This is a genomic window from Rhizobium sp. RAF36, assembly GCF_052114105.1.
Lineage (GTDB): Bacteria > Pseudomonadota > Alphaproteobacteria > Rhizobiales > Rhizobiaceae > Rhizobium.
The window spans coordinates 519313-535649 of the sequence record NZ_JBFREC010000003.1 but is presented as its reverse complement, the minus strand read 5'-3'; the positions used below and the strand labels follow the sequence as shown (position 1 = coordinate 535649).

21 protein-coding genes are annotated in these 16337 nt (G+C 58.5%); 10 read left to right on the top strand and 11 right to left on the bottom strand.

Features of this window, described 5'->3' with window-relative positions:
- Nucleotides 1-16 precede the first annotated feature (16 nt).
- Nucleotides 17-712: a TetR/AcrR family transcriptional regulator gene (locus tag AB4Z25_RS14130; protein WP_310295871.1), complete on the top strand. Its 696-nt coding sequence runs from the start codon at nucleotides 17-19 to the stop codon at nucleotides 710-712.
- 103 nt (nucleotides 713-815) lie between these two features.
- Nucleotides 816-1274 carry a hypothetical protein gene (locus tag AB4Z25_RS14125; protein WP_112386556.1) on the top strand — a complete coding sequence of 153 codons (459 nt, stop codon included), beginning with the start codon at nucleotides 816-818 and terminating at the stop codon, nucleotides 1272-1274.
- 24 nt (nucleotides 1275-1298) lie between these two features.
- Here AB4Z25_RS14125 and AB4Z25_RS14120 read toward each other — a convergent pair whose 3' ends face one another.
- The 5 genes from AB4Z25_RS14120 to AB4Z25_RS14100 form a co-directional block, all read right to left on the bottom strand.
- A complete protein-coding gene (locus tag AB4Z25_RS14120) occupies nucleotides 1299-1613 on the bottom strand; it encodes a chaperone modulator CbpM (protein WP_112386557.1) in 315 nt (104 codons plus the stop codon).
- A gap of 9 nt (nucleotides 1614-1622) precedes the next feature.
- Complete coding sequence (locus AB4Z25_RS14115) at nucleotides 1623-2525, bottom strand: DnaJ C-terminal domain-containing protein (protein WP_112386558.1); 903 nt, start codon at nucleotides 2523-2525, stop codon at nucleotides 1623-1625.
- Between the two features lie 263 nt (nucleotides 2526-2788).
- The gene (locus AB4Z25_RS14110) at nucleotides 2789-3145 is read right to left on the bottom strand and encodes a VOC family protein (protein WP_112386559.1); all 357 of its coding nucleotides are present in this window, start codon (nucleotides 3143-3145) and stop codon (nucleotides 2789-2791) included.
- Nucleotides 3146-3239: 94 nt separating this feature from the next.
- Complete coding sequence (locus tag AB4Z25_RS14105) at nucleotides 3240-3875, bottom strand: Vgb family protein (RefSeq protein WP_310295868.1); 636 nt, start codon at nucleotides 3873-3875, stop codon at nucleotides 3240-3242.
- A gap of 30 nt (nucleotides 3876-3905) precedes the next feature.
- Nucleotides 3906-5126, bottom strand: a complete 1221-nt coding sequence (locus AB4Z25_RS14100) for an HTH domain-containing protein (protein WP_112446092.1) — start codon at nucleotides 5124-5126, stop codon at nucleotides 3906-3908.
- A gap of 110 nt (nucleotides 5127-5236) precedes the next feature.
- On the opposite strand from AB4Z25_RS14100, the gene AB4Z25_RS14095 reads away from it, so the two are divergent.
- Nucleotides 5237-6028, top strand: coding sequence for a DUF899 domain-containing protein (locus AB4Z25_RS14095; protein ID WP_112386562.1), 792 nt, complete (start codon nucleotides 5237-5239; stop codon nucleotides 6026-6028).
- 4 nt (nucleotides 6029-6032) lie between these two features.
- Complete coding sequence (locus AB4Z25_RS14090; RefSeq protein ID WP_442208256.1) at nucleotides 6033-6305, top strand: hypothetical protein; 273 nt, start codon at nucleotides 6033-6035, stop codon at nucleotides 6303-6305.
- On the opposite strand, the gene AB4Z25_RS14085 is transcribed toward AB4Z25_RS14090, so the two are convergent.
- Nucleotides 6306-7016 (bottom strand): helix-turn-helix transcriptional regulator, encoded by a 711-nt coding sequence (locus tag AB4Z25_RS14085; RefSeq protein WP_112386564.1) that lies wholly within the window; start codon nucleotides 7014-7016, stop codon nucleotides 6306-6308.
- Nucleotides 7017-7104: 88 nt separating this feature from the next.
- Here AB4Z25_RS14085 and AB4Z25_RS14080 point away from each other — a divergent pair, with 88 nt between their 5' ends.
- The 4 genes from AB4Z25_RS14080 to AB4Z25_RS14065 all read left to right on the top strand — a co-directional run bounded on the left by AB4Z25_RS14080 (nucleotide 7105) and on the right by AB4Z25_RS14065 (nucleotide 11109).
- Nucleotides 7105-7503 (top strand): VOC family protein, encoded by a 399-nt coding sequence (locus tag AB4Z25_RS14080; RefSeq protein ID WP_112386565.1) that lies wholly within the window; start codon nucleotides 7105-7107, stop codon nucleotides 7501-7503.
- 350 nt (nucleotides 7504-7853) lie between these two features.
- On the top strand, nucleotides 7854-9374 hold the full coding sequence (locus AB4Z25_RS14075; protein WP_310295858.1) for a mechanosensitive ion channel family protein: 1521 nt from the start codon (nucleotides 7854-7856) through the stop codon (nucleotides 9372-9374).
- Between the two features lie 155 nt (nucleotides 9375-9529).
- A complete protein-coding gene (locus AB4Z25_RS14070; RefSeq protein WP_310295857.1) occupies nucleotides 9530-10576 on the top strand; it encodes a catalase family peroxidase in 1047 nt (348 codons plus the stop codon).
- Nucleotides 10573-11109 carry a cytochrome b gene (locus tag AB4Z25_RS14065; protein WP_442208255.1) on the top strand — a complete coding sequence of 179 codons (537 nt, stop codon included), beginning with the start codon at nucleotides 10573-10575 and terminating at the stop codon, nucleotides 11107-11109. The genes AB4Z25_RS14070 and AB4Z25_RS14065 overlap by 4 nt, the downstream gene beginning before the upstream one ends.
- A gap of 136 nt (nucleotides 11110-11245) precedes the next feature.
- Here the strand turns inward: AB4Z25_RS14065 and AB4Z25_RS14060 are convergent, their stop codons facing one another.
- Nucleotides 11246-11548, bottom strand: coding sequence for a BA14K family protein (locus AB4Z25_RS14060; protein ID WP_310296031.1), 303 nt, complete (start codon nucleotides 11546-11548; stop codon nucleotides 11246-11248).
- A 369-nt stretch (nucleotides 11549-11917) separates the two neighbouring features.
- Between AB4Z25_RS14060 and AB4Z25_RS14055 the strand changes: the two genes are divergently transcribed.
- On the top strand, nucleotides 11918-12433 hold the full coding sequence (locus AB4Z25_RS14055) for an ACT domain-containing protein (RefSeq protein WP_442208254.1): 516 nt from the start codon (nucleotides 11918-11920) through the stop codon (nucleotides 12431-12433).
- Nucleotides 12434-12512: 79 nt separating this feature from the next.
- Here AB4Z25_RS14055 and AB4Z25_RS14050 read toward each other — a convergent pair whose 3' ends face one another.
- Entirely contained in the window at nucleotides 12513-13490 is a 978-nt protein-coding gene (locus AB4Z25_RS14050; protein ID WP_442208253.1) for a magnesium transporter CorA family protein, read from the bottom strand.
- A 96-nt stretch (nucleotides 13491-13586) separates the two neighbouring features.
- Nucleotides 13587-13877 carry a hypothetical protein gene (locus tag AB4Z25_RS14045; protein ID WP_442208252.1) on the bottom strand — a complete coding sequence of 97 codons (291 nt, stop codon included), beginning with the start codon at nucleotides 13875-13877 and terminating at the stop codon, nucleotides 13587-13589.
- 625 nt (nucleotides 13878-14502) lie between these two features.
- Here AB4Z25_RS14045 and AB4Z25_RS14040 point away from each other — a divergent pair.
- The gene (locus AB4Z25_RS14040) at nucleotides 14503-14880 is read left to right on the top strand and encodes a hypothetical protein (RefSeq protein WP_442208251.1); all 378 of its coding nucleotides are present in this window, start codon (nucleotides 14503-14505) and stop codon (nucleotides 14878-14880) included.
- 202 nt (nucleotides 14881-15082) lie between these two features.
- On the opposite strand, the gene AB4Z25_RS14035 is transcribed toward AB4Z25_RS14040, so the two are convergent.
- Nucleotides 15083-15478 (bottom strand): nuclear transport factor 2 family protein, encoded by a 396-nt coding sequence (locus tag AB4Z25_RS14035; protein ID WP_442208250.1) that lies wholly within the window; start codon nucleotides 15476-15478, stop codon nucleotides 15083-15085.
- Between the two features lie 26 nt (nucleotides 15479-15504).
- A complete protein-coding gene (locus AB4Z25_RS14030; RefSeq protein WP_112386573.1) occupies nucleotides 15505-16254 on the bottom strand; it encodes a glucose 1-dehydrogenase in 750 nt (249 codons plus the stop codon).
- Nucleotides 16255-16337: the final 83 nt, after the last annotated feature.

Genomic DNA, 16337 nt, shown 5'->3' with positions numbered 1-16337 from the left:
CGTGTCAATATCAACTATGAAAAAAGACAGCAGACGACGGTCCGATTCGCTGACGAGGCAACGCATTATCGAGGCGGCGATAGAGCTGCTTGACATCGCCGGCACACGCGGCCTGACCTTCCCGACGCTGGCCGCACACCTCACCACCGGGGCCGGAGCGATATATTATCATGTTGCCCACAAGGCAGATCTCCTGATCGCGGCCTGCGACGCAGCTGTCGAAGCCGTCTTGGCGCCGACCTGCGGAGCATCACCGTTTTTGGAAATCCGTGAAGTTTCGCTCGCTCTCTTCGATGAGGTCGATAAAAGGCCCTGGATAGCTACGGCCCTTGCCCAGGCACCAGGATCGATGCCATCGATCCGGATCCTCGAACGGTTCGGGCAGCAGATCCGAAAGATGGGGATTGATCCGGCGGTCGAGTGGTCGGTCGTGGCCGCCCTATTGAACTATGTTCTGGGTGTTGGGGGGCAGAATGCTGCCAATGCCGAGATGGCCCGCGACCTCGGCCTCGATCGAGAATTATTCCTCCGCGCAATGGCAAAGGACTGGTCTAACCTCAATGCCGCTGCGTTTCCGTTCACCCGCAGTGTGGCGGCTCATCTGCCGGCACACGATGATAGGGCAGATTTCCTGACCGGGCTCGATCTCATCCTGGCGGGTATTAGTGAGCTTGCGACATGGCAGGGACCAGACGGCAGATCACACCTTTAACAACGGCTCATCGGCGTTGGGCCCTCCTCCAAATCTGTGCCTGCCCTAGTTCTTGATTGCACGACCACTTTCGCGCCACCAAATGCCAGACCGGAGTTTGCAGATGGAATTGAACCGCGTTGAATGGAGCCATCCGAAGACAGCGACTGCCTACAGCCTGGAACACCACAATTTCGAGTTCTCGCTACGCCGGAACAAGGGCGGCAAGAATCTGGAGACGCTGCAGTTCGGCACAGACGACAATTTCGAAAGCGCTCCCTTCCCTATCAACGAGAAGTCGGTGTTGGATTACTTCCATGCCCACGAAGAACGGCTGAAGGCACTGTTCACCTTTTCCTTCAAAACCGACGAGGCGTTCCAAGATCGGGCAAATGACTGGGGAAGCGAATTTCCCGAAGCCGAGATTTTCGTCATCTGGGCCGATTCAAATATGGCCGCGTCTCGCTGGGTGGCGGTCGGTTTCGAAAAGGCCGAAGACGCGGAGGTCTTCAAGCACAAATATGTCGACCACCCAGCCAATGCCGAGTTCGAATACAAGAGCACGATGAGCAAGAATGAATGACCTGGCAGGCGTTCTCTGCGGGCATCAGCCCCGATTGAGTGCGCGGCCGAGTGCATTCTGGACCGCGATGTCCTGCGTCGCGATGGCATCCATCAACAAACGCATCCGTTCGCGCAGACTGTGGAGCTGGTCGACAAGATCAATGACCACGTCGATGCCTGCATCATTGACCCCCATGCTTCCGATCAGGTCTAGAATCAAGCGACCCCTTGCCACGTCGGCATCCTCGTAGGAAAAAGCGTCGGGAGATCCAACCGGGATGATCCATCGCTCCTCGACCCACATCTGAAGGGTTGACGTTTCAATCCTCAGGGTACGGCAATATTCAAGCTCGTCCATCGCCTCCTCCTATGTACGCCGCGGATCATGTGACTTGCCCGCTTCCCAGTTGGTCATGAATTCGTTCAACTCTGCGTCCGGCGTGCCCTGCAACACGATCTTCAGGACGACGTATTGATCGCCATGGCCACCATGCTTGTTTGGAAAACCCTTGCCCTTGAGACGAAGCGTCTTGCCGGTGCTGGAATTTGGTGGAACCGAAAGGAACACCGCGCCGGACAGGGTCGGGACCTCCACCTTTGCGCCGAGAACCGCCTCGCGGATTGAAATAGGGACTTCGGTCCTGACGTCATCGCCCTCAAGGGAGAACTGCCTGTCAGGCAGAACGTGGATTTCGATGAGGGCGTCGCCGGCCGGTCCGTCATTATGGCCCGGTGCGCCTTTTCCACGAAGGCGCAGGATCTGGCCGTCCCGGACACCAGCCGGGATCTTGAGCTCCAGGGTTCCGCCTTCGGGAAGCGAAACCGTCCTCTTGCCACCGTTCGCCGCCTCGCGAAGACTGACCTCCAGTCGATACTGCAGGTCGCCACCTTGGTAAGACGCATTGCCCCTGCTCCTTGCTCCGGAAAAGAAGCTCGAAAAGATGTCGTCTCTGTCACCGAAATCGGCAAAACCGCCTGCATTATGATAACGGGCGCCGCTGGCCTGATCCGCAGCATAGTCACGATAGTAGCTCCGCTGTTGCTGCCCTGCGCCCGTCTCGTCGATCTCACCCCTGTCAAATTTGGCGCGCTTGTCTTCGTCACCCAAGATTGCGTAGGCGGCTGACGCTGCCTTGAATTTCTCCTCCGATGCAGCGTCTCCAGGATTGAGGTCTGGATGCAGTTTCTTGGCAAGCTTGCGGTATGCGGTCTGAATTTCCTTCTGCGATGCGCCTTTTGCCACACCCAGTGTTTCGTAGGGGTTCGCCATGAGTATCCCGCCATGCACCTTTGTTACATAAGAGATAGTGCTGGCGACTTTGCCTGCAAGAACCTTGCGGCGTAACACCAGGGGGCTGTCAGGGCGTGCATGAAACGGCTTACATAACGACGGGTGCGCGACCATCGCAGTTGATCTGCACATGGATCGCCAGGTTTCCCGCACCTCTTGCCCGGTTGGCGCTCAATTGCTGTTGGCTGTCCGGATTACCTTGATCCGGTTGGCCGTGTGAAAGCCGTGCCGGCGACGCGAGCCTAACGAGTGAACGCTCTTGAGGGCGGTTCAGCAAGCGTGATGCGGTTGCCGTCTGGATCGGAAATCTGTGCAATCCGGCCATAGTCACCCTGGGCTTCACCCACAAGCTGCACACCGATCTTCCGAAGGGCATTTCTGGCATCGGCCATATCAGGCACGACTATCGTCAATCGGCCGGAACCGGCCGTATCACGATCCTCGAATACCTGAATGTTCGCTCCGGCAACATCGCGCCATTGGATCAATCGCGCCATCGGGCGATCGTCGGCTTCCCGACCGAATAGATAGCTGTAAAATTCTTCTGCCTTCTTGATGTCGGTGGTCGCGAGTGCGGCGTAGACCCCTTGGATTTGCATCTGCCTAGCTCCGCTCGAATCCATTCACTCCTGAAATGATCGAACGCCGCGAAGCGTTCCATTTGCCATGAGAGGGCAGCGTTGCGCCTTGATTTCACGGTCGCGGTCTCCTGATTGCCCGAACCACGGATTGCGTTCCGCCACCGGCAAAGAAGCGATCCTTCCCGTCAGATTCCAAGCCGGAAACGCCGATCCCTTCGGGCATCTCGAGGCGTACCAGAACCTCGCCTGTCCCCGGATCAATACGGCGTACATCGCTGACGTCGCCTTCCCACGTCCCATGCCACAGTTCACCGTCGACCCAGGTGACGCCGGTCACGACCCGATCGGATTCGATGGTCCGCTTGATGGCGCCGGTATCCGGATCGATCTCATGGATTTTGCGGCCGCGATGCTGGCCGACCCAAAGGCTGCCTTCACACCAGGCGAGCCCGGAATCGCCACCGTTTCCGGGCGCCGGAATGGTCGACAGGACCGTGCCGGTCTGAGGGTCGATTTTGATGATCCGATCCTCGGCGATCTGGTAGAGAGAGCGGCCGTCGAATGCGGTCCCTGCATGCGATGCAACATGGATCGTGCTTACCTCGCTACCTGTTTCCGGATCCAGCGCATGGAGCTTCTCGCCGGAAGCGAACCAGATATGCTGCCCGTCGAAGGTCACGCCGTTGACCCTTTGGGCACTATCGAAAGGACCGTATTCACGGATGATCTCGGCTGCGGATCGCTTCATGCCTATTCCTCCATCATTATTTTCGCGACGCTAGCCGCTCGGGAGCGGTCCCGGGAGTAACAATGTTGTCGGGAAACCGATTGCCGGCGTGCTGATCCAGCGCCGCGCCGGTCCATTGCCTACGCTTTCGACCTTGCCCGACGCAGCAAGTGTTTCAAGTGCGCGCTGGACCGTGCGCGTGCTGATCCCGAGCGCGATCGATAAAGCCGAACTCGACCAGCTTTCACCGTCGGCAAGGAGGGCGAGCACAGTACCGTTCTCATTATCGATCGGCGGTGCCAGCACCGCGACATCGGCGCCGTTGGCAGGCAGGAGAACGAAGCCGTCCTGTGTGGCCTCGATGGTCACAAGCCCTTCTAGCGCGGCGCGCAGCCGCCCGACTTCGACCCGCAGACGGGCACGATGGGATTCGTCTACATGGCGCGCACCGAAGGCACGGGCGAGCAGAACGCCGCGCGGCAAGTCATCCGGTGCAGCCTCGGCCAACGCGCGCGCCAGTGAAAACAACACTGGCCTTCCAGCCAAGGAAACGATTCGGGAGCCACGACGGATGGTGAAGCGGCAGGCATCAATGATAAGGCCATCAGAGGAAAGGAGTGCCTCGACCTCATCGAGGTAAAGGGTGCGTTCGTCGCCGTGGACAATTCTTCGGCCCGCGGGCTCATCGAGAACATGAGCTGCGTTTTGCACTTCCGCAACAAGAGCCGGAATATCGGCGTCCCTTGCCGCAGATGCCGCGCGCGCAAAAGCCGCGCGGGCGATCTGGATCTTTAGCCGGCGGACTGCAATGCCGGCGACGGTCAGCTCCAGGCTTGCTCTTGCGGCGGGCGGCAATGGCGATGGATCGAGCATCGCAAGCAGCGTCTCCGCTTCTTCGAGGCGGCCGACAAGCAGCAGGCGGCGAATCTGCAGATTTCGGGCATGGGCTGCATTCGGCCTGTCGCCGTGCCGCTCGAGCGTCTGGCGCGCCATCTCCAGAGCCTTTTCAGGCCAGCTGAGGTCGCGGCTCACAAGGGCGATCTCACCTTCCGCCAGCTTGCAGCGGGCGCGAGCCAGCTCTTCGCGGGAGGTGAAGGCGCGGTGAGCGTTTTTCAGGAGCGCCTTGGCCCGCTCGAAATCACCGAGCTGGGCAAGTGCAATTCCTCTGAGAGCGAGCGCCGGAGCATCGCCACGCAGCGCGACGCGTTTCATAGCGCCGAGCACATCGCCGGCCGCGAGCGCTTGCGCCGCAGCCGTGATCATCGAGTCCATTGAAATCCCGTCACACTTGTAACTCCCACCCTCCGGTCAATCAGACCTAGGGTAACGCCGATCTGCCGGCTACGTGAAGCGCCTGCAGAATTTTGATGAGGAGAAAGATGATGACGACCACTGTGACTGGCACGCGCGAGGCATGGCTTTCAGCCCGGCTTGCCCTTCTTGAAGAAGAAAAAGAGCTGACAAGGCGCAGCGACGAAATCGCGGAGCACCGCCGCCAGCTCCCCTGGGTGAAGATCGACAAACAATATCAGTTGCAGACAGATGCGGGCATCGTGCCTCTTTCGGCGCTCTTCCGGGGGCGCTCGCAGCTCCTCGTCTACCACTTCATGTTCGGCACGGACTATACAGCGGGCTGCCCCTCCTGTTCATCGATAGCTGACGGGTTCAACGGCATTTTCGTACATCTGGAAAACCATGACGTCGCCTTCTGGGCCGTTTCGCGCGGACCACTCGTCAAACTGCAGCAATTCAAGAAGCGTATGGGATGGACCTTCGACTGGGCGTCTTCAGCGGAAAGTGATTTCAATCACGACTTCAATGTCTGGTTCACGCCGGAGGAGCAGGTGAACGGTGGCATCGAGTACAACTATCGCCGTGAGCCACCGATGCCCGAACCGCTCGCCGAGACGGTGCAACAATGGGAGCTCAAGGGCAGCGAGGGGCCCGTCGCGCAGATCGCTTCGATGACGGGCACTGATGTAGCAACCTATACACGCGACCGGCCAGGTGTGAGCTCCTTTGCCTTGCATGGCGGCGAGATTTATCACACCTATTCATCCTACGCCCGCGGGCTGGATGGCCTCTGGGGCATGTATCAATGGCTCGACCGGGCACCACTCGGGCGCAATGAGGAAGGCGTCTGGTGGCGCCATCACGATCGCTACGGAGTCTAGCGCCGTGCGCAGATCGTTCATTCACAACGGCATGGCCGGCGCTTCCGCCGGCCGATATCGGACCACGGCGATCAGCCGCTTTCTACACCTTGCCGCCGCTCCTGTCTTTGTCGTCATGGCTTTCCTGAATGCTGGCGATCGATCAACAATGACGATCTGTGCCAGCGACGGCGGCTCGATGCTAAGCGGGATGGTGCTGATGTATGTGCTGATGGCGATTGCCCATCTTGTCCCGTGGGTGCATCTGCTCGGCAAGCGGCACAACCGTGACACCTGATCAGGTGTTGAATGGGAATGCTGAAGGATCCCGGGCGTTTCGCCACCTTTCCCAACGACGCCGCAGTTCGCCTTTTCGCAAGCCGATAGGCTCTTCAAGAACTTCGGCGGCAATCATCCTATCGGTACGAAAATGGCGGAAATCGCTTCGGGTCTCACACCATGCGATCAGCATCCGATAGGCTTCAGCATAACCGAGAATGACTGGCCAAACGATCCGCTCCGTGTGCTCCCCACGCTCGCTGTGATAGCGGAGCCTGATCTTCATACCGGTGCGGATGGCGCTGCGAAGCTGCCTTGCGTCGACGATCTCTGCGGCATCGCCGGCTTTCGGCTTGGTGCCAATGCTCGGTTCAGCAATGTGGGGGCGCAGTCTTTCCGGTATGGCATCAGCGATTTTGGCAATCAGATCGCGGGCAGCAGCTGCAAGCGATGGGTCGGAATGCTGTGCAACCCACTGGGCGCCAAGCACGGCCGCCTCGATCTCATCAGGTGTGAGCATGAGGGGCGGCATGTCGTAGTCTGAATCGAGAATATAGCCCAAGCCCGCTTCGCCAGCGATCGGGACACGTTGACCAATCAAATCGGCCATGTCCCGATAGACTGTGCGGATCGAGATCTCCAGCTCGCCGGCAAGCATGGTTGCCGTTACCGGACGCGACGAGCGACGAAGGATCTGGATGATTTGGAAAAGACGGTCGGCACGACGCATGGCTCACTCCTGCTGCCACCATGCTGTCAGGAGGCTTCGCTTACAAGGTCTCAATGCCGACCAAGCGGCGTTATTGGAGAGATAGATCATGAGACTTGCATCCACCCGCCTTATCGTCAGCGACATCACCGCCGCCGTTTCGTTTTACGAACTGGTGACGGATACCGCCGCTGACTGGCTGGCGCCGGTCTTTGCCGAGATAGTGACGCCTGGCGCGACATTGGCGATCGGCGCAGCCGAGACCGTGGGTCTCTTCATGGCCGGAACCGCCACGCCGGGCGCCAACCGGTCCGCGATACTCGAATTTTTGGTCGATGATATCGATGCGGAGTTCTCACGCCTTAAGAGCAATGTCGAAGTGGTGCACGAGCCAAAACTGCTACCTTGGGGCAATCGCACCTTCCAGTTCAGAGACCCTGAGGGCACGCTAGTATCGTTCTTCATGCCCGCGACGGAAGAAGCAAGAGCTCGGTTTGGCAGCCGCTGATGGCGCTCCAGACGCGAGCATTGTCAACGTTCGTGAAGCAAGAAGCGGTGCCGGATGCATATGTACGGCCAGGAAAATGCTTCACACGAAGAAGTTCTCATTTGGAAGGGAGCTGCGTCTTTTCATCGAAAAGATCTATGAAAACAATATCTATCCTAGACGCCGCGATATCGGTCGCCGAGCCTTGCTCGGGAAGGTCGACCGGATGGCCCGGTAAAAACTATCGCTGCGCGAAGGTAGGTCTTGAATGGTTCAGAATAGGCAGAATGGTGCGAAGATTCCTGTTGACCGTCGATTGCCACCATGCGGCGCTGGGGTAAGGTTGGTTCGCGCATCATCCAGGAGACGCCATGTCAGACCCATTTTCTACGCTGATAGGCCGTGTTCTCGGTGACCCGATCTCTCAGTTCGTGACCCTTGTGGTCTTGATTCTGACAGCGAGAGTCTTTGCAAGAGGACGGCCCGCGCTGCGGTTTTCCGCTCACGTCGTGTTTTTCGTGATGCTGACGGTCCTGCTGATCGCCAACGGTGTCGCGCCATGGTCGACCGATATGACGGCCGAGGATCTGACACACCGTTTGTTTCTCGGCCTTGCGAAAACGACGTGGTGGATCGGCACTGCAATGGTCCTTGTCGCTTCGGTTCGGCTGTTTCTGATTTTCGAGCGAAATCCGAGAGAGGGCCGGCTGATACAGGATCTGCTTGTGGGCATCATCTACGTCGGCGCGGCTCTCTCGATTATTGCCTTCGTGTTCAGTCTGCCGGTCGGCACCCTGATCGCCACATCCGGCGTTTTCGCAATCGTCCTTGGTCTGGCACTGCAAAGTACCCTCAACGACGTTTTTTCCGGCATCGCACTGAATCTCGGCCGGCCCTATAATGTCGGCGATTGGATTGTGCTTGACGACAATGTTCAGGGCCGGGTGGTGGAGACGAACTGGCGCTCCACTCACCTGCTGAGCGGCACCAACGATCTGATCATCGTGCCGAACAGCGCGCTTGCGAAGGCTCGTCTGACGAACCTCACCGCTCCCGACGAGGTCCATGGCGCTACCGTGACGGTTCGAATGCTTCCAACCCGCAGCCCGGCAACGATTGAACAGGCAATGCAGGCGGTCTTGCTCAGCGCCAATTCCATTCTCAAATCTCCGCCTCCATCCGTTTCGATTGTCGGCATGGATGCATCAGGCGTTGATGTTGAGCTCTCCTTCCGCGTGTCGGGGATTTCGAAGATCGCAGCGGCACGAAATGAGATCTACGACCTTGCCTACAGGCATGCCAAAGCGGCTGGAATACAGCTCGGTCCACCGGCCAACGCATCGGCCGGCATAATTCAGGTTCAGGATGCGACATCCAAACACCCGGGAACTCCCTGGAGGCTCCTGAGCTCGATAGGGTTGTTCTCCACTCTGACAGAGGACGAAAGGGAGAACCTTGCGCAGGAGATGAAGCGGCTGACCTTCAAACAGGATGTCGTCATCGCTGCCCAGGACGCTGCTTTGACGTCCCTGATGATCGTGCGAAGCGGGGTGGTCGTCGTCGAGCGTGAGATTGAAGGGGTCATGAGCGAGATCACGAGATTGGCGCCTGGCGACCTGTTTGGCGAACGTGGGGTCCTCATGGGTGCGGTCGAACCGGCCAGAATGCGCGCGCTCACCTTTGTCGTCGTCTACGAAATCTCTAAAGAGGTCCTGGCTGGCGTCATGCGAGACCGTCCTGGACTTGCAGAAGAGCTCGGACTGCTATTGACGCGACGCGTCGAAAGCGAGATTCACCTTTCAAACGACTTGAGGCAATCAGCAGATCAGCACCCGACCTCGATTACAGCAAGAATCCGTCATCTTTTTCAGGTTCCGCATTCGGGGCATTGAGGCCGCCTCCACCGCGACCTCCGATTTGACCGCGATGGACAACAATGCCATTCTTCAAAACCTGAAAGCAGGTGAAGCATCCCCAGCACCACTTGTCGTCGCATCACAATCGATTTCCAGCATCACAGAAAAACTGAAACGACGGAGAGTTTTTCATGCCGGGCTCGCAGCATTCCGCCCTCGGATCCCTCGTGCTGATCAGTGCAGTCGTGGGCTTCAGCGTCGGCGCCTTTGCATACACTGCCGGATGGCTCACACCCGGACGCCTAACACCCATGGAGCTTGTCGCCGCTCTGGCGCCTCCTGGCGGACCCGCGCTGGGGCATCGGAGAAATCATGCGAAGGGGGTGTGCTTCACGGGCAACTTCGAAGCCAATGGCAACGCTGTCGCGCTTTCGAAGGCACCGTTGTTCATCGCGGGACGATATCCGGTTCTCGGACGTTTCAACCTCGCAACGCCTGATCCCAACGCAGCAGATCCTACCGTGCGCGTGCGCGGCATCGGTGTGCAAATTTCAGCTCCGGACGGTAACGTCTGGCGCATGGCGCTGATTGACCCGCCCGTCTTCGCGGTTTCGACGCCGCAGGGATTTTATGACCTGCTCGAGGCTTCAAAGAGCAAGAACCCTGATGCCATGAAGGGCTTTGTGGCAGCACATCCCGAATTTGCCGCATTCGGCGAGTGGGCAAGCAAGGCCCCTTGGACAGCCAGCTATGCCGAGGTGACCTTCAATAGCCTGAATGCATTCATCTTTACGAATGGTGACGGGGCCAAGAACGCGGTGCGTTGGTCACTGCGGCCCGAAACTCAGCCTGTGACGATCGCAGTTGAGGATTTCGCAAAGTTGGGCCCCAATCATCTTGAAGAGGACATCATCGACCGTGTATCCAAGTCGCCCCAGCGCTGGACCCTTGTTCTGACAGTCGCCGACCCTTCAGATCCAACATCCGATCCGACAAAGGCCTGGCCGCCTGAACGAAGGACGGTGGAAGCTGGAACGCTTGTGGTGGAAAAAATCGAGCAAGAGGCGGACGGCCCGTGCCGGGATATCAATTTCGACCCGACAGTTCTGCCGGACGGCATCGAAGTTTCCGATGATCCATTTCCTGCAGCACGATCGGCTGCCTATGCCAGATCCTATGATCTTCGAACCAGTGAAGCGAGCCAGTATCCCCGAACAGCAGCGAGCGCGAAACCATGACCGGCATCACAACACGTTTCTCTTCCGCCCAGCGTCTGTTGCACTGGCTGATGGCTGTCGGAATTCTGGCCATGCTATTCATCGGCGTCGGGATGGTCTCGACGATCGGTCAGCGGTACGTTGCGTTGCTGGTGACACACAAGACTCTGGGAATCCTCATCCTCGTTCTCGCCGTGGTTCGTCTTGTGGTCCGTTTCATATCGGGTGCCCCGGCTCTGCCACCAGATCTACCGCTGCCGATGAAACTCGCTGCCCATCTGTCGCATCTTGCATTATACCTGCTGATGATCGCCATGCCGCTCATTGGTTGGGCGATGATGTCGGCAGCGGCCTATCCGATTGTGCTCTATGGCGGTGTCCGTCTTCCCCCGATCCTGCCGCAGAGCGCGAGCCTGCACGCTGTACTCTGGAGCGCACATTTCTATCTGGCCTTCGCGTTTTTCGCACTCGTCGTGATGCATCTCGCGGCCGCACTGTTTCACGGGTTGGTTCGCCGCGACGGGGTTCTTCAGACAATGTTGCCAGGCAAATAGTGCCTTTGCTTGGACGGCGTTATCTCACGAGATGTGAATAAGAACGCGTACGTGCCTCGCAGAAACGCCGATCGGACCAAGCCGTTTCATTCGCGGTCAGCCGCTAACGTTTCGCAAGGTATCCGGTGTGCTCGGGCTATCTGGATGCCACCTCGCTAGGCGCACGCGGACCCTCGCAAGCCCTTCGCGGGCCGTCATAGGGCTGGTAGGTGTTGTCCTCGACACGGTATGACTGGTAACGGGCAGAGCACCATGAGGCGGCCGCGGCCGTCACGGACGTAGGCTGGACACTTTCAGCAGCCGTAACGGTGGTCGAAGGACCGCTTTCATAAGGCGAGTAGCAGGTACGAGTCTGGCCGCTGAACGAGCGGTAAGTATTGGTCTTCTCATCGAAGGAGCGATAGCGGTCAATGCACCAGCTCAAATGCTGGCTCGACATTGCCGTGTTCACGACTGGTGCGGCGACTGTGGCCGGGCCTTTGGCAAGACCCGTATTCGCAGATGGTTGCGCGAGGGCGTATGTCGAAAACTGAGCCGGAACCCTTTCGAACGACTGAGCCGACCGATCAATCCTGACTGGCGCTGTAGTCCACAGGTCCGATGCGGTTTCGCTTGGGAATGTATGGCGTTCGGGCGCTGCCATAATGATGGACGCGATCGAAGCTGCCGCAATGCAGGAGCCGACTGCGCAGGTGATTCCAGAACCCAACAATGCAATGGTCTTCATGACGTCCCCGAGGCAAAATAAACTTGTCGGATCAGAGAACGCGAGACACTGAAAATCGTTCACTATCGGGAGGGATAATCGTTGACGATCGAGACCGACAGTAAGTGCTGCAATGCGGTTGTCAGTTTCAAAACAGCTGGCGGACCTGCAGATTATTCCATTCTCCAATGTGAAAATAGATCTCCCCGGGAAACCTGCATGCCTACAATCAAGATTGCTGAACTCGATGGCGAATACGCGATAGTTCAATTGGACGCCACCGCAGAGTTGCCCGGATGGTGGTCCGGACCAGGCTTTGGATCTGTAAGCCGCGGGGACGACGAACTATCGATCGTATGCCTGGCTGACCGTGTGCCTGACGGCGTTTCCAAAGACGGCGGGTGGACGGCTTTCAAGTTCATTGGCCCGTTCGCGTTCGGGGAGACGGGCATCGTCCTGTCGGTCATACGTCCACTTTCGGAAAATGGTGTCGGTATATTCCTGGTATCCACCTTCAATGGCGACTACCTATTGCTGAAGCAGTACGACGTTGAGCGGTCACGAGGTCTGTTGTTGGAAGCAGGACACGAGCTCGTCTCGCTGGCACCCGCTTTCTAAAGTCTCACCCGAGGCCCCCGGCAGAGCCGAGCATCCCGGTCGACAATTCACAGCCTCCGATTCCGCAAACTGGGGATTCTCAAAACCATCCCCGCCGCCAGAACCAGACCAGAGGCGCGATGGCGCTCAGGATGATGGCCGTCCAGGCAAAGGGGTAACCCCACTCCCAGCCCAACTCCGGCATGAACTTGAAATTCATGCCCCATATGCCGGCCAACAGGGTCGGTGGCACACCAACCACCGAGGCGATCGTCAGCACTTTGAAGATGTCGTTCTGCTCGATGGTGATGAAGCCGAGGACTGCGTCCAGGAGAAATTGGGTCTTGTCCGAAAGATGCGTTTCGTAATCGCTCAACGAGGAGACGTCCTTGGTCACAGCGTGCAGCTGGTCGCGGAATTCGTCCGAGAGCATCTCGTGACACACATCCAGGGTAAATGAGGCCATCCTGCCAACGCCGAGGAGGACATCGCGGGCCTTCGAGGATCGATCGCCGAGCGCGCCGACTTTAGAAAGCGCGCGTCGCAGCGTAAAGTTGGCACTGCGGGGAGAGGCCGAACCTTTGAGGTTTCCTTTGAAGACCGTCCGGGACACCTGGTCTACTGCGGCGGCCAGATGCTCAAGAACATCAGCACCACGGTCGACGATGGCCTCCAGTAGCGCCACGAAAACACCCATGCCGCTGGCAAGCGTTTCATCGTGTTTTATCCGTTCCGCAACAGCATCGAAAGCCGGCAAGTCGTCGAAGCGGATGGTCACCAGAAAGTCAGGGCCGACGATAAAGCCTGCCGGCGAGAGCTCGGCGTGCTCGGTTGTAGCATGACCAACGACGGGTGCGCTCAGGTAAAGCCGGTCCCCCTCTTTGGAAAGCCTGCTCGATACCTCAATTTCGCTCAGGGCATCGCGTGTTGGAACTCTTACCCTTGCACGCCGCTCGACGAATGCGATCTCCTCTTCGTCGGGATCGAGGAGGTCCATCCAGATGACGTGACCAGGCAATGAGTCATCGGCTGCACCTGCCCTGACGGCTCCGTCAATGTCGCGATAGATTTTCAGCAAAGTCGGCTCCTGGGGGCGGCGATAGCAGGGATAGATACGATGTCGTTGCCTCAGCCGCGAGGTGCCAAAAGGTCGCCGGGTCTATTTTGGGGGCCGTCAGTCAGCGTCGTCGGTTGCCTTCGGAAACAGCTGGGTCACGTTGGAACCGGTCGTCTTGTTGACCTGACGCGCCGTCCGTGTGCTTTGCCGGCTTTCCCCCGAGCTTTGCAGGACGCGGACAAAGCCCTCCCCCTGCCGATAATAATCAGGCTTGTCGGGCATACGTAGCGCGTACTCGCTGACCAGACGGTCGATCAGGTCCATCGCTTGCGCCGCAAGGACTGTAGCCTTCCCGCCGGCGCTCGAAGAAGCCATCAAAATTTCGAGCCGAGAGATCGAGCGCATCAAGGGCACGTCCCAAGTTAAGGACGCGATTGCCAAGCCACATGATTTCATCGGCAATTTCCTCATCAAAGAGCTCCAAGCGATCCGGCGATGGCAACGCCAGGACCGGATCGGGAGTGTGGAAGACGAACTCGCCCTCGTTCATCGGATTGAATTCCGGGGTGTCGTGAACGGCTCAAAAGCTCGACCCCACGAAGTCGTCCAAAGCCAGAACCGCCTGCATGGCCGCGCTTCGTTCATCAGAGGCTGACCGCCTGCGGGAAAGGACGGACGTAAAAGTGGGAATCAGCGCCCCAAGTGTGACGCAACCTGCCCCAAGGATCGCTCCAATTGCCAGCAGGCCCTGTGAAGTCTCGAAAAATTGCTGCACTGATCACCTCGTTACTCAAGGAGCTTGGCGGCAGAGATCCAAAATCGAATCGTCTCCAGTCTCCCCATCGTGCGCCGCGATCGTTGCGGCACAAAGCTCAAAGGTGAGATGCCCACAAGCGGCCGGACCACCGCGACCGTTGCCTCCAGCCTGAGACACACTGAAGGTCATATGGCACTCTGTTCGCGACTTTCTGCGGGAGGGCATTGACCAACCCGTTGCCGAGCACGATTTATTCGGCACTAGGAGCCCGTCGTCATGCTTGTCACCGTCTCTATCTTTATTTTTACTGTACTCGGCGTGCTGGCCGCTCGCTACCTCGTCGTCGCAACGAAACTGACGGAAAAGTCTATCGACGATGCGATTTCGCGAAGAATGCGGACTTCACCGGCGATGTTGGAAATGCGCAATCTCCACGAAATGAATGGCGTCATGCGCAATCTCCTGATCGATCTTGTTGAAACCGATGAGCTCGCATCCCGGGCCGGCGGCACAGATGTGACGCCTGGTGACAAGAGGCGGCTGTTGGCGCTTCGAGAAGCTCGCAGGCGCGAGGTCTGCGCTGAAACCATTGTGTTCTTGAAGCAGACGGGAGGTCTTCCGGCTTCAACGAAAACAAGCAAGACCAAGGGTTGATCGCGTCGCCGGAGGCGATGCGTCAAGGAGCCAACGTGTTGGCCACAGATCGTGGGCCATACGACGGTCGAGCTCTTCTGCCGATCCCCGACCGTCGCATATCGATTACGCCGCGACCTGTTTTTTGATTATCAAGAAGTGACGGACGGCAGGGGTATCATGCCCGTTTACTAGGCGAGAACTTGTCTTGGAGATCCGCCGGTCATTGACCATCGTTCACAGCCGGACTGGTCGGATCAGGCGCACCATCAAAGAACAGGTAAACGGCGGCGATCCGGCCATCTCTTACGACGATGAAGTCGGTGCCCGCATAGGCAGGCGGTTCACCCGGCACCCCCGACACCCAGCGCAAGCGTCCCGCCTTATCATGCAGCACGTCAGCACGCCCGAGCGTCGAGTATCGGAATGTCGGATGCAAGGCTCGGATGATCCCAGCTATCCGGACGATTTCGTCTCGTCCGCGATAAATCCCGTGTGGTTCGACGAACACGGCATCGTCATGAAAGATTTCTTCGGCGACCTTTCGGCGCAGGGTATCGTCCCCCTCCCCGAAAATGCCCTGAAGGTTGCGCTCAAGAAGCGTGGCGATATCAGCCATGATGGTTCTCCCTTGCGGCGGTGAGCCTAGATCTGTGCCTGGCCGCCATCGACGAACAGCTCGACACCGTTGATGAAGGAAGCGTCGTCCGAGGCCAGGAACAGCACGGCCTTAGCGATCTCTTCGGGCTGACCAACGCGGCCTGCCGGAATGAGGCCGGCAAGGTAGTTCTTGGTGTTCTCGGCGCTTTGGCCGTTGCCGAACAACTCGTTGAGGCCAGCTGTATCGGTCACGCCCGGGGAGATCGCGTTGACGCGGATATGGCGATCTTTCAGATCGAGGATCCAATTGCGCGCGAAATTGCGCACCGCCGCCTTTGTCGCGGAGTAGACGCTGAAGGCCGGCGTGCCGGAAATGCTGGTCGTCGATGAGGTGAGGATGATCGAGGCCCCGTCGCGCAGAAGCGGCAGTGCCTTCTGAACAGTGAACAACGTGCCCTTCACGTTGGTATCGAAGGTTTTCTGATAGTGCTCCTCGCTGATTGCGCCGAGCGGCGCCATCTCGCCGCCTCCGGCATTGGCGAAGACGACGTCGATATGGCCATGCTTCTGCTGGACGGCGTCGTAGAGGCGGTCGATATCGACGAGCTTGCTCATGTCGGCCTGCACGCCGGTGACGCGGCCGCCTATCGTCTTGACGGCTGCATCAAGCGCATCTTTGCGCCGGCCGGTGATGAAAACCGATGCGCCTGCCTGCGAAAATGCCTGTGCTGTCGCAAGTCCGATGCCGCTTGTGCCGCCCGTGACGATTACAACCTTGTTTTCAAAAGTTCTCATTGTGTTGCTCCTTGTGGACGGCCTAGTGCCGTTGAAAAGAACATGACAGCGGAACGATTATGCAAATAGCCGTCAAATCTGTT

Coding starts and splice junctions, on each gene's coding strand:
- AB4Z25_RS14125 (WP_112386556.1), top strand. CDS start 816: ATGGAATTGAACCGCGTTGAATGGAGCCATCCGAAGACAGCGACTGCC.
- AB4Z25_RS14080 (WP_112386565.1), top strand. CDS start 7,105: ATGAGACTTGCATCCACCCGCCTTATCGTCAGCGACATCACCGCCGCC.
- AB4Z25_RS14065 (WP_442208255.1), top strand. CDS start 10,573: ATGACCGGCATCACAACACGTTTCTCTTCCGCCCAGCGTCTGTTGCAC.
- AB4Z25_RS14115 (WP_112386558.1), bottom strand. CDS start 2,525: ATGGCGAACCCCTACGAAACACTGGGTGTGGCAAAAGGCGCATCGCAG.
- AB4Z25_RS14060 (WP_310296031.1), bottom strand. CDS start 11,548: ATGTCGAGCCAGCATTTGAGCTGGTGCATTGACCGCTATCGCTCCTTC.
- AB4Z25_RS14030 (WP_112386573.1), bottom strand. CDS start 16,254: ATGAGAACTTTTGAAAACAAGGTTGTAATCGTCACGGGCGGCACAAGC.
- AB4Z25_RS14120 (WP_112386557.1), bottom strand. CDS start 1,613: ATGGACGAGCTTGAATATTGCCGTACCCTGAGGATTGAAACGTCAACC.
- AB4Z25_RS14040 (WP_442208251.1), top strand. CDS start 14,503: ATGCTTGTCACCGTCTCTATCTTTATTTTTACTGTACTCGGCGTGCTG.
- AB4Z25_RS14130 (WP_310295871.1), top strand. CDS start 17: ATGAAAAAAGACAGCAGACGACGGTCCGATTCGCTGACGAGGCAACGC.
- AB4Z25_RS14070 (WP_310295857.1), top strand. CDS start 9,530: ATGCCGGGCTCGCAGCATTCCGCCCTCGGATCCCTCGTGCTGATCAGT.
- AB4Z25_RS14085 (WP_112386564.1), bottom strand. CDS start 7,016: ATGCGTCGTGCCGACCGTCTTTTCCAAATCATCCAGATCCTTCGTCGC.
- AB4Z25_RS14075 (WP_310295858.1), top strand. CDS start 7,854: ATGTCAGACCCATTTTCTACGCTGATAGGCCGTGTTCTCGGTGACCCG.
- AB4Z25_RS14035 (WP_442208250.1), bottom strand. CDS start 15,478: ATGGCTGATATCGCCACGCTTCTTGAGCGCAACCTTCAGGGCATTTTC.
- AB4Z25_RS14110 (WP_112386559.1), bottom strand. CDS start 3,145: ATGCAAATCCAAGGGGTCTACGCCGCACTCGCGACCACCGACATCAAG.
- AB4Z25_RS14105 (WP_310295868.1), bottom strand. CDS start 3,875: ATGAAGCGATCCGCAGCCGAGATCATCCGTGAATACGGTCCTTTCGAT.
- AB4Z25_RS14100 (WP_112446092.1), bottom strand. CDS start 5,126: ATGGACTCGATGATCACGGCTGCGGCGCAAGCGCTCGCGGCCGGCGAT.
- AB4Z25_RS14095 (WP_112386562.1), top strand. CDS start 5,237: ATGACGACCACTGTGACTGGCACGCGCGAGGCATGGCTTTCAGCCCGG.